The 13,975-nt window shown below is 71.0% G+C and carries 11 protein-coding genes, 1 pseudogene and 2 riboswitches; of the genes and pseudogenes, 9 read left to right on the top strand and 3 right to left on the bottom strand.

Features of this window, described 5'->3' with window-relative positions; translation table 11 throughout:
- Positions 1 to 343 precede the first annotated feature (343 nt).
- The 3 genes and pseudogenes from metZ to apaG all read left to right on the top strand — a co-directional run.
- A pseudogene (gene metZ, locus G3576_RS25505) lies at positions 344 to 1,525 on the top strand (O-succinylhomoserine sulfhydrylase); the annotation flags it as partial.
- Positions 1,526 to 1,736: 211 nt separating this feature from the next.
- The gene (locus tag G3576_RS25500) at positions 1,737 to 2,345 is read left to right on the top strand and encodes a LysE family translocator (protein WP_164697300.1); all 609 of its coding nucleotides are present in this window, start codon (positions 1,737 to 1,739) and stop codon (positions 2,343 to 2,345) included.
- 53 nt (positions 2,346 to 2,398) lie between these two features.
- Positions 2,399 to 2,806, top strand: a complete 408-nt coding sequence (gene apaG / locus G3576_RS25495; protein ID WP_164697299.1) for a Co2+/Mg2+ efflux protein ApaG — start codon at positions 2,399 to 2,401, stop codon at positions 2,804 to 2,806.
- A gap of 6 nt (positions 2,807 to 2,812) precedes the next feature.
- Here apaG and G3576_RS25490 read toward each other — a convergent pair whose 3' ends face one another.
- Genes G3576_RS25490 through G3576_RS25480 form a run of 3 tightly spaced genes read right to left on the bottom strand, consistent with a single transcriptional unit; the run spans position 2,813 to position 4,588 of the window.
- Complete coding sequence (locus tag G3576_RS25490; protein ID WP_164697298.1) at positions 2,813 to 3,784, bottom strand: tripartite tricarboxylate transporter substrate-binding protein; 972 nt, start codon at positions 3,782 to 3,784, stop codon at positions 2,813 to 2,815.
- Positions 3,785 to 3,806: 22 nt separating this feature from the next.
- Positions 3,807 to 4,130, bottom strand: a complete 324-nt coding sequence (locus G3576_RS25485; protein ID WP_164697297.1) for a DoxX family protein — start codon at positions 4,128 to 4,130, stop codon at positions 3,807 to 3,809.
- Positions 4,127 to 4,588, bottom strand: a complete 462-nt coding sequence (locus G3576_RS25480; RefSeq protein WP_164697296.1) for a RidA family protein — start codon at positions 4,586 to 4,588, stop codon at positions 4,127 to 4,129. Before G3576_RS25480 ends, G3576_RS25485 begins: the two co-directional genes overlap by 4 nt.
- Before the next feature lie 105 nt (positions 4,589 to 4,693).
- On the opposite strand from G3576_RS25480, the gene G3576_RS25475 reads away from it, so the two are divergent.
- The 6 genes from G3576_RS25475 (at position 4,694) to mdoH (ending at position 13,973) form a co-directional block, all read left to right on the top strand.
- Complete coding sequence (locus G3576_RS25475; protein ID WP_164697295.1) at positions 4,694 to 5,209, top strand: MarR family winged helix-turn-helix transcriptional regulator; 516 nt, start codon at positions 4,694 to 4,696, stop codon at positions 5,207 to 5,209.
- Positions 5,210 to 5,259: 50 nt separating this feature from the next.
- A riboswitch (glycine riboswitch) is annotated at positions 5,260 to 5,382 on the top strand.
- Positions 5,383 to 5,491: riboswitch (glycine riboswitch) on the top strand.
- A gap of 75 nt (positions 5,492 to 5,566) precedes the next feature.
- A complete protein-coding gene (gene gcvT, locus G3576_RS25470; RefSeq protein ID WP_164697314.1) occupies positions 5,567 to 6,655 on the top strand; it encodes a glycine cleavage system aminomethyltransferase GcvT in 1,089 nt (362 codons plus the stop codon).
- A 111-nt stretch (positions 6,656 to 6,766) separates the two neighbouring features.
- Positions 6,767 to 7,144, top strand: a complete 378-nt coding sequence (gene gcvH / locus G3576_RS25465; RefSeq protein WP_164697294.1) for a glycine cleavage system protein GcvH — start codon at positions 6,767 to 6,769, stop codon at positions 7,142 to 7,144.
- Positions 7,141 to 10,047 carry an aminomethyl-transferring glycine dehydrogenase gene (gcvP, locus tag G3576_RS25460; RefSeq protein ID WP_164697293.1) on the top strand — a complete coding sequence of 969 codons (2,907 nt, stop codon included), beginning with the start codon at positions 7,141 to 7,143 and terminating at the stop codon, positions 10,045 to 10,047. Before gcvH ends, gcvP begins: the two co-directional genes overlap by 4 nt.
- A 231-nt stretch (positions 10,048 to 10,278) precedes the next feature.
- Entirely contained in the window at positions 10,279 to 11,850 is a 1,572-nt protein-coding gene (locus G3576_RS25455; RefSeq protein ID WP_164697292.1) for a glucan biosynthesis protein, read from the top strand.
- Complete coding sequence (gene mdoH, locus G3576_RS25450; protein ID WP_164697291.1) at positions 11,838 to 13,973, top strand: glucans biosynthesis glucosyltransferase MdoH; 2,136 nt, start codon at positions 11,838 to 11,840, stop codon at positions 13,971 to 13,973. Before G3576_RS25455 ends, mdoH begins: the two co-directional genes overlap by 13 nt.
- Positions 13,974 to 13,975: the final 2 nt, after the last annotated feature.

The following is a 13,975-nucleotide window of genomic DNA, read 5'->3' as shown; positions in this document are numbered from 1 at the left end:
CGGGCTTTGGAGCGCTCGTCGTTCCCGCTTGGGAAGCTGACGTTCTACCTCTGAACTACGCCCGCAGCACGAGGTGCCCCCCTCCATACCGCGACCCCCGCCCACCCCGCAAGCCGTGCCTTGACCCCCACCGCGCCCACGCCTATCCGTCACATCGGCGCTGCGGCGCCCCTCGCGATTTGTCCGGCCTGATTGCGGCGAGGTCCCGGTGACGGGCGGCGGCGACCCCGCTGAAAACATGCGCGCTAAAGGGCCGCCGGGTTGGCCGAGTGCCGCCCGACGTGCCCCGAAAGGGGGGCCGGACGCCGCGTGTTGGCAGCCTGTCTGCCGAGAGGTGCTCCGAATGGCCAAGTCCCTGCCCGACCGCCCCCTCCGCCCCGCCACCCTGCTGGTCCGCGGCGGGCAGATGCGGTCCAACCATGACGAGACCTCGGAGGCGCTCTACCTCACCTCCGGCTTCGTCTATGAAAGCGCCGGCCAGGCGGAGGAGACCTTCCTCGGCACCGTCCAGCACTACCAGTATTCCCGCTTCGGCAACCCCACCACCACCATGCTGGAAGACCGGCTGGCGGCGCTGGAGGGGGCGGAAGCCTGCCGCCTGACGGCCACCGGCATGGCCGCCGTGCATGCCGCGATGCTCTCGCACCTGAAGGCCGGCGACCGCGTCGTCGCCTCCCGCGCGCTGTTCGGGTCCTGCCACTGGATCTGCTCCACCCTGCTGCCGCGCTACGGCATCAGCTGCGACTTCGTCGATTGCGGCGACCTCGACCAGTGGAAGGCGGCGCTGTCCCGCCCCGCGCAGCTCGTGCTGCTGGAGACGCCGTCCAACCCGATGCTGGAGATGGTGGACCTGGCCGCGGTCTGCGACATGGCCCATGCCGCCGGCGCCATCGTCGTGGCCGACAACGTCTTCGCGACACCGCTGCTGCAGAAGCCCATGCAGTTCGGCGCCGATGTCGTCGTCTATTCCTGCACCAAGCACATGGATGGCCAGGGCCGCGTGCTCGGCGGCGCCGTGCTCGGCCGCAAGAAGTGGGTGGATGAGGTGCTGCAGCCCTTCATTCGCAACACCGGCCCCTCCATCAGCCCCTTCAACGCCTGGGTGATCCTCAAGGGGCTGGAGACGCTGCATCTGAGGCTGCCCGCGATGTGCCGCAGCGCCGCCGCCATCGCCGACTTCCTGGCGGAGCGCAGCGAGATCGCCCGCGTCCTCTACCCCTTCCGGGTGGACCATCCGCAGCATGCGCTGGCCAAGGCGCAGATGGCGGCGGGCGGCAGCCTGGTCACCTTCGACGTGAAGGGCGGCAAGGAGGCGGCGTTCAAGTTCCTCGACGCGCTCAAGCTCGTCGACGTCTCCAACAACCTCGGCGACGCCAAGTCGCTGGTGACGCATCCCGCCACGACCACGCATATGCGGGTGGGCGCCGAGGAACGCGCCAAGCTCGGCATCACCGACGGCACCATCCGCTTCTCGGTGGGGCTCGAGGATGTGGCCGATCTGATCGCCGATGTCTCGGAAGCGCTGGACACGATCGCCCCTGCGCCGGCGCCCACGCGCCGCGTCCCGATCGTGGAGGTCGAGCCGGTGCCGGAGGCAGCGCCGGAGCCCGCGCCCAAGCCGAAGAAGGCCGCCAAGCCCAAGCCCGCGCCGAAGGCCGAACCCGTGGCCGAGGCCTCGCTATTCGAACTGACGGCGCCGCTGCCGGAAGCGCCGAAGCGCAAGGGCGGCTGACGCCATGGAGCTCTCCACCTGGCTCGCCTTCTGCGCCGCGGCGGCGGTGATGGTGCTGATCCCCGGCCCCACCATCCTGCTGGTCATTGGCCAGAGCCTGGGTGGCGGGCTCCGCAACGCGCTGCCGCTGGCGGCCGGCGTGGCGCTCGGCGATCTGGTCGCCATGGTGCTGTCGCTGGCGGGGCTCGGCGCGGTGCTCGCGGCCTCCGCCACGCTGTTCACCGCGGTGAAATGGGTGGGCGCGGCCTACCTCATCTGGCTCGGCGTGAAGATGTGGCGCGCGCCGGTGACGGCGGAGGCAGCACCGCCCCTGCCGCCCGCCCGCGCCATGCGCCAGGCCTTCATCGTGACCGCGCTGAACCCGAAGGGCATCGTCTTCTTCGTGGCCTTCGTGCCGCAGTTCATCGACCCGAACGGCAGCTTCGTGACGCAGGCGGCGATCCTGGTCGCCACCTTCGTCACCATCGCCGCCATCAACGCGGCGTCCTACGCGCTGCTGGCGGGCAAGCTTTCCGGCGCCGTGCGGCGGCCTTCCGCGCGGCAGGCGCTGAACCGCGCGGGCGGGTCGGTGCTGGTGGCGGCGGGGCTGGCGGTGGCGCTGCGCCGGGCCTGAGGCTGGACAGGGTGCGGCGCCGCGTCCAGCATCCCGCGTGGGGGAACGTCACCATGGCTGAGGACTACACCGAGACCACGCAAGGCATCCGCGTCTCCGTCCGCAGCTTCTACCTGGCGGACCAGTCGGAGCCGGAGCGCAGCCACTTCGTCTGGGCCTATCGCGTCAATATCGAGAATCGCGGCAACCGCACCGTGCAGCTGCTGAAGCGCAGCTGGCGCATCACCGATGCGCTGGGCCGAACCCAGCAGGTGCATGGCGAAGGCGTGGTCGGCGAACAGCCGGTGCTCGAGCCCGGGCAGAACTTCGAATACACCTCCGGCACGCCGCTCTCCACGCCGTCGGGCTTCATGCGCGGCGCCTACCACATGGTGGTGACGGCAACGGGGGAGGCCTTCGACGTGGCCATCCCCCCCTTCAGCCTGGACAGCCCGCACCAGCCGACCAGCCGGGTGCATTGAGCCCAGTCAATCCGCGAATTCGCCCGCGGCCTCGATGATCGGCTTCCAGCGCGCGACCTCGCTGACCAGCAGGGCGCGCAGCGCTTCCGGCGATCCCGTCGCCTCCGGCTCCGGCGCCGTGCCCAATTCGTTGAGGCGCGTGACCACGCGCGGATCGGCCAGCGCCACGCGGAGCGCGCGGTTCAGCCGATCCACCACGGCACGCGGCGTCCCGGCCGGGGCAAACAGGGCCTGCCAGATGGAGAGCTGGAAATCGGGCATGCCCGCCTCCGCCGTGGTCGGCACCGCCGGCATCATCGGCAGGCGTTGGGGCGCGGCAAGGGCGAAGGCCTTCACCGTGCCACCCTGCACCTGCCCCAGCGCGCTGGTCGTCTGGTCGCAATAGAGGTCGATGCGCCCCGAATTCAGCTCCGGGAAGACCTCGCCCGAGCTGCGGAACGGCACCGTCGTCGCCTGGCTGCGCAGCGCCGCCTGCATCAGCATGGCGCAGAGCTGGGAGGAGGAGCCGAGCCCGGCATGCGCCAGGTTGGCGGCCGTGCCCTGGCGCTGGAGATAGGCCGTCATTTCCTGGAGCGTCGTGCCGGGGAAGCTCGGCCGGCCGATCCAGACCATGGGGTTGCGGTTCATGATGCCGATCGGCTCGAAATCCCGCACCGGGTCCCAGGCGAGCCGGCGATAGAGCGTCGGCGCCGTGGACATGCCGATATTGTGCATCAGGATGCGGTAGCCATCCGGCCGCGCCTGCGCCGCGCGCCCCACGCCGATGGTGCCGCCGGCGCCGGGGACGTTCTCGATCACCACGGGCTGGCCCAGGTCGCGGCCCATCGCATCGCCGATGATGCGCGCCACGCCATCGATCGGGCCGGGCGCGAAGGGGATGATCATGACGATCGGCTGGGTCGGCCAGGCCGGCTGTGCCGCCACGGGGCCCGCCAGGGGCAAGGCCGCAAGCGCGGCCATCAGGGTTCGACGCAGCATCAGCAGGCCTCCTTCGGCAGTGTCACGCGCCCCTGAGGATGAGGAGGGCGAGGATCACGAGGACGATCGGGTATTCCAGCCGCAGCCAGGCGCGGTCGCGCGCCAGGGTGCCGACGACGCCCGCCAGCACGGCCAGCGCCAGCGCAGCGCCGGCACCGCGCGTGGCCGGCACCAGCAGCAGGATCGCGGCCAGCGCCTCCGCCAGCCCGACCGCGATGCGCAGCAGGGGCGGGTAGCCCCAGCGGTCGAACTCCGCGCGGATGAAGCCGGGCGCGGCCAGGTTCAGCCCCGCGCCGATCGCCATGGCGGCCGCCAGCACCAGCGGCAGGATGGCCGCGGCGGTCATGCCGGGCGGTAGGCCGCGACGATGTCCACCTCCACCCGCGCGCCGGGGGTGGACAGCTGGTTCACGCAGACCGTCGTGCTGACCGGCCGCCAATCGCCGAAATAGCGCCCCTGCACCTGGTTCAGCCCGTCCTGGTCGCGCATGTCCGTCAGGTAGCGTGTCACCTTGATGACGTCGGTCCAGGTCAGCCCCTCATGCGCCAGGATGGCGCCCAGCGTGTCGAAGACGCGAGTGCACTGGTCCTCGATCCGGACGGGATGCTCATGCTCCTCCGGCCGGTGGGGGTGGTGGTGATAGAGCGGCGATGGCGTAGCGCCGGAGATGTAGAGCGTGTCCCCCCCGCCCCGCACGCGCATGGCCGGCGCATAGGGCATGTCCGCCTGGCGGGCGGGGTTGGTCTGGATCTCGCCCAGGCGCGGATTGGTGGGCGAGGTGCGGAAAGGCGGCGGTGCGGACATTCGTCTCTGTCTCCATCAGCCGTTGTCGGCCGGCGTTCCTCGTGCTTGGGGTGAGCGTGGAGAGACAATATCTTTCCGTCAAGATATTTCGCAGCGAGATACCCCATGACCGCCCCCCTGGTGACCGACAGCGTCGATGAGCTGGTCGAGGCCTGGCGCGAAGCGCGGCCGGGCATCGACCCCAGCCACCTCCATCTCTTCGGCCGGATTCCCCGCATCGAGGCGCAGCTGCGCCGCCGGGCGGAGGCCTGGCTGGCGCCGCTCGGCCTCAGCTGGGACATGTTCGACCTGATGGCGACGCTGCTGCGCGCGCCGGACCACACGATGCGGCCGGGCGAACTCTCCCGCTGGTGCCTGCTCTCCACCGGCGCCATGACCAAGCGGCTGGACCGGCTGGAGCGTGCGGGCTTCGTCACCCGCGCGACGGACCCCGCCGATCGCCGCGCCCTGCTGGTGCGCCTCACGCCCGAAGGCCTGGCGCTGGCGGAACGCGCCGTGCCTGTCCACTTCGCCGCCGCCCAGGCCGCGCTCTCCGCGCTTTCGCCCGAGGAACGCCGCGCCATGGAGGCGCTGTCCCGCCGCCTGCTCACGGCCCTGGAGGCGGAGACCGTTCCGGCCTGATCCGCCGGTTGCGCCCCGCCCCCCGCTCAGGCATACGCAGCCCATCCCGTCGATACCGCGCGGGAGAGAGCGGACGAGTCGTCCCGGGCCCTTGCCCGGATGCGATGATCCCCGCCGCCGAAGGCGCAACCGGCCCCCGGAAACGCTCAGGCAGAAGGAACCGCGCGGAGAAGGGATCTCTGGAAAGCCCGCAGCCCGAACGGGGTGTGGCACCGACGGAGTAAGGCACCCCCCTCAACGGGCAGGGCCGAATCTCTCAGGTCACGGGACAGAGGGGGGCCACGGATCAACCTTCGCCACTCCGGCGGGGGCAACGCCTGTGGGGGCACCGTGGCCGATCAGACTGGCAGCGAAACGCTGCTCGAGACTCCGTTGGCATCATTGCACCGGGAACTGGGCGGCCGCATGGTCCCCTTCGCCGGCTATGCCATGCCGGTGCAGTATCCCCTCGGCATCATGGGGGAGCATCTGCACACCCGCGCAGCCGCGGGGCTCTTCGACGTGTCGCATATGGGCCAGGCCGAACTGGTCGGGGAAGGCGCGGCCGCGGCACTCGAGAAGCTGACGCCGGCCGATGTCCAGGCGCTGAAGCCGGGCCGCCAGCGCTACGGCCTGCTGATGACGGAAGCGGGCGGCATCCTGGACGACTTCATGGTCACCAACCTCGGCGACCGGCTCTTCCTGGTGCTGAACGCGTCGCGGAAGCATCTCGACATCCCGGCGATCGAGGCCGTGCTGCCCGCGGGCGTGAAGCTCACCCCCCTGCCCGACCGCGCGCTGATCGCGTTGCAGGGCCCCGCCGCCGTCGCCGCCATCGCGACGCTGGCGCCGGGCATCGCGCAGCTCTCCTTCATGGGCGTCGGGCGCTTCGACATCGCCGGCGTCCCCGCCATCGTCAGCCGCAGCGGCTATACCGGCGAGGATGGCGTCGAGGTTTCCGTGCCTGCCGAGCAGGCGGAGACCTTCGCCCGCGCCCTGCTCGCCCTGCCCGGCGTGCAGCCCGCCGGCCTCGGCGCGCGGGATTCGCTCCGGCTGGAAGCCGGCCTCTGCCTCTACGGCAACGACCTCGATGAGACGACGAGCCCGGTCGAGGCCAACCTGGTCTGGACCATCGGCAAGCGCCGCCGGATGGCCTTCGACTTCCTCGGCGCGGACCGCGTGCGGGACGAACTCGACAACGGCCCGAAGCGGCTGCGCGTCGGCATCCTGCCGGAGGGCCGCCAGCCCGCCCGCGGCCACACGCCCGTGCATGCGCGGGGTGGCGAGGCGGTCGGAGAGATCACCTCCGGCGGCTTCGGCCCCTCCGTCAACGGCCCGGTCGCCATGGGCTACCTGGCTCGCCACGCGGCCGCGGACAACGCGCCGCTCGACCTGATGGTGCGCGGCAAGGCCCTGCCCGGCCGCGTCGCCGCCCTGCCCTTCACCCCCCACCGCTACGCCCGCTGAGAGCGTGTGGATCAATGCCCGACAGCGCGCCGCCGGCAGGAAAAGGCTGGCGCTGACGGCGGGCATTGATGCTCACGCTCGATTTTTTCAACGCTGAAAGGGACCCCGACAATGGCCGAACTGCGCTTCACCAAGGACCATGAATGGGTGCGGCTGGAGGGCGATGTCGCCACCATCGGCATCACCGACCACGCGCAGAACGCGCTGGGCGACGTCGTCTTCGTGGACCTGCCGGAAGCGGGCCGCGAGGTCACGGAAGGCGAGGCCTGCGCCGTGGTGGAAAGCGTGAAGGCCGCCTCCGACGTCTATGCCCCGGTCGCGGGCCGCGTCGTGGAGGCGAATGCCGCCGTCGCCGAGAACCCCGCGCTCATCAACAGCGACCCGACCGGCGATGGCTGGTTCTTCAAGCTGACCGCGGTGGACGAAGCCGCGATTGCCGCCCTGATGGACGAAGCGGCCTATGCCGCCTTCCTGGAGACGCTGGCATGAGCCTCCTCACCGACCTCACGGCGCTGGAGGACAAGGGCGAATTCGCCCGGCGCCACATCGGCCCCTCGGAGTCCGAGATCGCCGCCATGCTGAGCGTGGTCGGCGCGGAGAGCCTGGAGGCGCTGGCCGCCCGCACCGTCCCCGCCGCCATCCGCAGCACCACCGCCCTGCCGCTGCCGCCGCCGGCGACGGAGGCCGAGGTGATCGCGGAACTCCGCGGCCTGGCCGGGAAGAACCGCGCCGACATCAAGTCCCTGATCGGCCTGGGCTACCACGGCACGCTGACGCCGCCCGTCATCCTCCGCAACGTGCTGGAGAATCCGGGCTGGTACACCGCCTATACGCCCTACCAGGCCGAACTCGCCCAGGGCCGCCTGGAAGCGCTGCTGAACTTCCAGACCATGGTGACGGACCTCGCCGGCCTGCCGGTCGCCAATGCCTCGCTGCTCGATGAGGCGACGGCGGCCGCGGAAGCCATGGCGCTCGCCCATGCCGCGACCAAGGGCAAGTCCGACACGCTGCTGATCGCCTCCGACGTCCACCCGCAGACCCGCGCGGTGGTGGAAGCGCGCGCGGAGCCGCTGGGCTTCGAGATCGTCATCGCCGCCCCCGCCGACATCGTCGCCACCGCCGCGGCGAAGAAGCCGTTTGCCCTGCTGCTGCAATACCCCGGCACCACCGGCGAGGTCCGCGACCTGACGCGGGAGATCGCGGCGGTGCATGGCGCCGGCGGCCTCGCCATCGTCGCCGCCGATCCGCTGTCGCTGGTCCTGCTGAAGCCGCCGGGGGAGATGGGCGCCGATGTCGTCATCGGCTCCACCCAGCGCTTCGGCGTGCCGATGGGCTATGGCGGCCCGCACGCCGCCTACATGGCCGTCAAGGACGCCCATAAGCGCCTGATGCCGGGCCGCCTGGTCGGCGTCTCCGTCGATGCCGCCGGCCAGCCCGCCATGCGCCTGGCCCTCCAGACGCGCGAACAGCACATCCGGCGTGAGAAGGCGACCTCCAACATCTGCACGGCGCAGGTGCTGCTGGCCGTCATGGCCTCCATGTACGCCGTCTGGCACGGCCCCGAAGGCCTGGCCCGCATCGCGAAGCGCGTCGCGCTGCAGGCGCGCATCCTGGCCGGCGCCGCGAAGCGCTGCGGCTTCAAGCTCCGCCATGGCGACTTCTTCGACACCATCACCATCGAGGCCGGCGCCAAGGCCGAGGCGCTGATGGCCGCCGCCCTCAAGCGCGGCTTCAACCTGGCCCGCCACGTGGACCAGGGCATCGGCATCGCGCTCGACGAAACCGTCACGCGCGACGACCTCCTCGCACTGGTCGCCGCCATCGCGGAAGCCGCCGGCGCCGCCGCCCCCAGGCTCGACGCCATCGACGCCGAAGGCGGCATCCCCGGCTCGCTGACCCGCGCCAGCGCCTTCCTGACGGCGGAGGTCTTCCGCAGCCACCACGCCGAACACGCGATGCTCCGCTACCTCAAGAAGCTGGAGGACAAGGACGTCGCGCTGAACCGCAGCATGATCCCGCTGGGGTCCTGCACGATGAAGCTGAACGCGACCGCGGAGATGATCCCGGTCACCTTCCCCGGCTTCGGCGCCATCCACCCCTTCGCCCCCGTGGACCAGGCGACGGGCTACATCGAGATGATCAAGCGGCTGGAAGGATGGCTCTGCGCCGTCACCGGCTTCGCGGCCGTCTCCCTGCAGCCGAACGCCGGCAGCGCGGGTGAATATGCGGGGCTGCTCGCCATCCGCGCCTATCACCGCGCCCGCGGCGATACGCAGCGGGATGTCTGCCTCATCCCGTCCTCGGCGCACGGCACCAACCCGGCCTCCGCGGTGATGGCCGGCATGAAGGTCGTCGTCGTCGGCTGCGACCGCGACGGCAATGTCGATCTCGACGACCTCCGCGCCAAGGCCGACCAGCACGCGGACAAGCTTGCGGCCCTCATGGTGACGTATCCGTCCACCCACGGCGTCTTCGAGGAAGCAATTCGGGAAATCTGCGCCCTGATCCATGAGAAGGGCGGCCAGGTCTACATGGACGGCGCCAACATGAACGCGCAGGTGGGCCTGACCTCGCCCGCCGCGATCGGCGCCGATGTCTGCCACCTCAACCTGCACAAGACCTTCTGCATCCCCCATGGCGGCGGCGGCCCCGGCGTCGGCCCGATCGGCGTCGCGGCCCACCTCGCCCCCTACCTGCCCTCCCATCCGCTGCTCGCGGAAGCGGGGCCGCAGGCAACGTCGCACGGGCCGGTCAGCGCCGCGCCCTTCGGCAGCGCCTCCATCCTGCCGATCTCCTACGCCTATATCCGCATGATGGGGCCGGAAGGCCTCAAGCGCGCGACGCAGGTGGCGATCCTCAACGCCAACTACGTCGCGGTGAAACTCGCGGACCACTACCCCGTGCTCTACCGCGGCCGGCAGGGCATGGTGGCGCATGAATGCATCCTGGACTGCCGCGGCTTCCAGCAGAATGGCGGCGCCTCGGTCGAGGACATCGCCAAGCGCCTGCAGGACTACGGCTTCCACGCCCCCACCATGTCCTGGCCCGTCACCGGCACGCTCATGGTGGAACCGACGGAATCCGAGACCCAGGGCGAACTCGACCGCTTCATCGACGCCATGGTCGCGATCCGTTCCGAAATCCGTGCCATCGAGCAGGGCCGGATGGACGCGAAGGACAACCCGCTGAAGAACGCGCCCCACACCGCCGCCGAAGTCACGGCGGAAGCGTGGTCGCACCCCTACAGCCGGCAGCAGGCCGCCTTCCCCCTGCCCTACGTCGCCCGCCAGAAATACTGGCCGCCCGTCAAGCGCGTGGACAACGTCCACGGCGACCGCAACCTGGTCTGCACCTGCGCGCCCCTCGAGGCCTACGCGCAGGCGGCGGAGTAGCGTTCGGGGCGTAGCGCTGGCTGCCGCAGGGGGAGCGCTGCTCCCCCTGCACCCCCTCGCCAGGGTCCAGCGGGACCCTGGACCGCGGGCATAACGACGAAGGGGGAGGGGGCCGAAGTGCCCCCTCCCCCTTCGTCGTTGTATCTCATGGGTTCCAAGGGCCCGCTGGCCCTTGGTGGGTGGGGTGCGGGGAGGGCAAAGCCCTCCCTGCGGCCACCCGCACGCCACCCGATGCAACCACCGCGCTTCCCACTCGTTGCGGGGGCGTTGGTGGGGACGAAGGGATCAGCCGTGCATCGCAGACAAGCTTTCGCCGCCTTGCTGGCCGGGGCGTTGGTGTCGCCCGTGGCAGGCGTGCGGGCCCAGGGCAATGCGGCCGCCGCGCGTCCCTTCACCGAGGGCACGGTGCGCGACTTGGCGCGGGATCTGGCGAAGCGCCCGCACCGGATGCCGGATGCCAGGCTGCCGCGCGGCTTCACGGACCTCAGCTATGACGACTACCGCAAGGTGACCTTCGACCGCACGCGCGCGCTCTGGCGCGGCCAGGATCTGGGGTTCGAGGCGCAGTTCTTCCACCGCGGCTTCCTCTACACCCACAAGGTCGAGCTGTATGAGGTCGCGGATCGCCAGGCGCGCCCCATCGCCTATGATCCCACCGCCTTCAACCTGGAAGGCCGCCCGGCGCCCGATGCCGATACCGGCTTCGCGGGCTTCCGCATCACCCATCCGCTGAACCGCCCCGGCGTCTTCGACGAGATCTGCGCCTTCCTCGGCGCCAGCTATTTCCGCGCCGTGGCGAAGGATTTGCGCTACGGCCTCTCGGCCCGCGGTCTCGCGATCAAGACGGCCGATCCCTCGGGCGAGGAGTTTCCGCTCTTCCGCGCCTTCTGGCTGGAGCGTCCGCAGGCCGGCACCAGCTCCATTGTCGTGCATGCGCTGCTCGACAGCCCGAGTGCCACGGCCAGCTTCCGCTTCACCATCCGGCCGGGGGCGAGCACCGTCTTCGACGTCCAGTCCACCGTCTTCCCGCGCGCCGATGTCGCGCTGGCCGGCATCGCGCCGCTGACCAGCATGTTCTACTTCGCGCCGAACGATCGCGCCGGCATCGATGATTATCGCAACGCCGTGCATGATTCGGACGGGCTGATGGTCGCGACCTCGCGTGGCGAACAGCTGTGGCGACCGCTGCAGAACCCGCGCAACCTGCAGATCAGCCACTTCACGGAAATCAACCCGCGCGGCTTCGGCCTGATGCAGCGCGGCCGCGACTTCGGCCAGTACAACGACCTGGAGGCGCATTACGAACTGCGCCCCAGCCTCTGGGTGGAGCCCATCGCGGATTGGGGCCCCGGCAGCATCCAGCTGATCGAGATCCCGACCGATGGCGAGATGCACGACAACATCGTGGCCTTCTGGCGCCCCGAGCAGCCGATGCGCACCGGGGAGGAATACAACTTCGTCTACCGCCTGCATTGGCTGCCGACGGTTGCGGGCAATACGGCGCTGGCGCAGTTCGTCTCGACGCGCGTGGGTTCGGCCGGCGCGCGTGGCCGGCTCTTCGTCCTCGACATCGCCGGCGGGCGAGAGGGGGCGGTGCCGGAGGATGCGCAGCCCACGCTCGATCTTTCCACCAACGCAGGTGAGTTGCGGAACGCCGTGGTGCAGCGGAACCCGCAGGGTGGCGGCTGGCGCGTGCATTTCGAATTGCGCCCCGGCACCGCGCCGCTCGCGGAACTCCGCGCCGTGCTGCGCCTCGGCGACCGGCCGATCACCGAGACCTGGCTCTACCGATGGACGGCCTGACGGAGACGCCCTGGCGCGCCCTGCCGGAGGAAGCGCCGCTCGACATGCCCGCGCAGTCGATGCGCGCCATGCCTGGCACACCAGGCCCCGCCAAGCGTCCTTCATCGCCGCGGGGCATGGCCTGGCGCCGCCTGCTGGTGCTGGGCGGCGCGGTGCTGCTGACGGCCTTCGCGGCGCGGGAGATGGGCCTCGTGCTCGACATCGCCCGCCCGACCGCGCTGCAGATCACCATCCTGGTGCTCTTCGTCGTGCTCTTCGCCTGGATCGCGCTGTCCTTCGTCTCCGCCGTCTGTGGCGTCGCCAGCCTGATGGGGGGCGGCGGCAGGCGGCTCGGCATCGACCCCGCGGCGCCGCTGCCGACGCTCACCGCACGCACCGCGCTGCTGATGCCGGTCTACAACGAACCGCCGGCGCGGGTGATGGCGGGCCTCCAGGCCATGCATGAAAGCCTGGCGGCCACCGGCGCCGGCGAGCAGTTCGACATCTTCATCCTCAGCGACACCACCGATCCCGATGCCTGGGTGGCGGAGGAAGCGGCCTTCCTGGCGCTGCGGGAGCGCACCGGCGACCACCGGCGCATCTTCTACCGCCGCCGTCCGCGCAACATCGGCCGCAAGGCGGGCAACATCGCGGAATGGGTGCGCCGCTTCGGGGGCGCCTATCCGCAGATGCTGGTGCTGGATGCCGACAGCGTCATGGAAGGTGACGCGCTGGTGCGCCTGGCCGCCGCCATGGAACGCCACCCTGATGTCGGCCTGATCCAGACCCTGCCCGTCATCGTCAATGGCCGGTCCTTCTTCGCGCGGATGCAGCAATTCGCTGGCCGGGTCTATGGCCCCGTCATCGCCGCCGGCATCGCCTGGTGGCATGGGGCGGAGGGCAACTATTGGGGCCACAACGCCATTATCCGCACCCGCGCCTTCGCCGATCAGGCGGGCCTGCCGCGGCTGGCCGGCCCGAAACCCTTCGGCGGCGACATCATGAGCCACGATTTCGTGGAGGCCGCGCTGATGCGCCGGGCCGGCTGGGCCATCCACATGGTCCCGGCCTTGCGCGGCAGCTACGAGGAAAGCCCGCCCGCGCTGACGGAACTCGCGATCCGCGACCGTCGCTGGTGCCAGGGCAACCTCCAGCATGCGGCGGTGCTGCCGGCGCGCGGCCTGCATCCGATCAGCCGCCTGCATCTGCTGAGCGGCATCGGATCCTACATCACCGCGCCGCTCTGGCTGCTGTTCCTGATCGTCGGCGTGTTCACGGCGCTGGAGGCGCGCTTCATCCGTCCCGCCTATTTCGGCAGCAGCCCCACCCTGTTCCCGGACTGGCCGGTGGTGGACCCCGTGCGCGCGAAATGGCTGTTCATCGGCACCATGGCGCTGCTGCTGGTGCCGAAGCTGCTGGCCTGGGGCCTGATGCTGACCCAGCAGGCGGAACGCCGCGGCATCGGCGGTGCCATCCGCTCCTTTCTCTCCATGCTGCTGGAGACGCTGGTGGCGGGCCTGCTGGCGCCGGTGACGATGCTGACGCAGAGCATCGACGTCGTCTCCATCCTGCTCGGCCGCGATTCCGGCTGGCAGCCGCAGCAGCGGGATGACGGCGTGCTGCCCTGGGGCACGGTGTGGCGGCTCTATTGGCGGCACACGGTCTTCGGCGTGCTGTTCGGCATCACCTCCTGGCTCGTCTCGCCCTACCTCGCGCTCTGGATGCTGCCGGTCACGCTCGGCCTGGCGCTCTCGGTGCCGCTCGCGGCCCTGACGGCCCGCGCCTCGCCCCGGCTACGCCGCGCCGGCATCCTCGCCATCCCGGAGGAACGCGACCCGCCCGCCATCCTCCGCCGCGCGGAAGCGCTGCGGGACGTCCTGGCCGCGGAGAGCGCGGAGCCGGAGGCGGTGCGGCGCCTCGCCGCCTCCCCGCCCCTGCTGGCGGCGCATCGGCGGATGCTGCCGCCGCCCCGCCGCCCGCGGCTCGACCCCATCGACGCCACGCTGCTGGTGGCGCGGGTGAAGGCGGAGGAGGCGCCGAGCCTCGAGGACGCGCTGCGTCAGTTCGACCGCGCGGAGAAGGCGGCGCTGCTGGCCGATGCCGGCGGGCTCGACCGCCTGCTGCACCTGGCAGGGCGCGGCTGAGG

This window comes from Falsiroseomonas algicola (assembly GCF_011040385.1).
In the GTDB taxonomy this organism is placed as follows: domain Bacteria; phylum Pseudomonadota; class Alphaproteobacteria; order Acetobacterales; family Acetobacteraceae; genus Falsiroseomonas; species Falsiroseomonas algicola.
The sequence above is the reverse complement of the archived record's forward strand: the minus strand, read 5'-3'. Positions and strand labels throughout refer to the sequence as shown.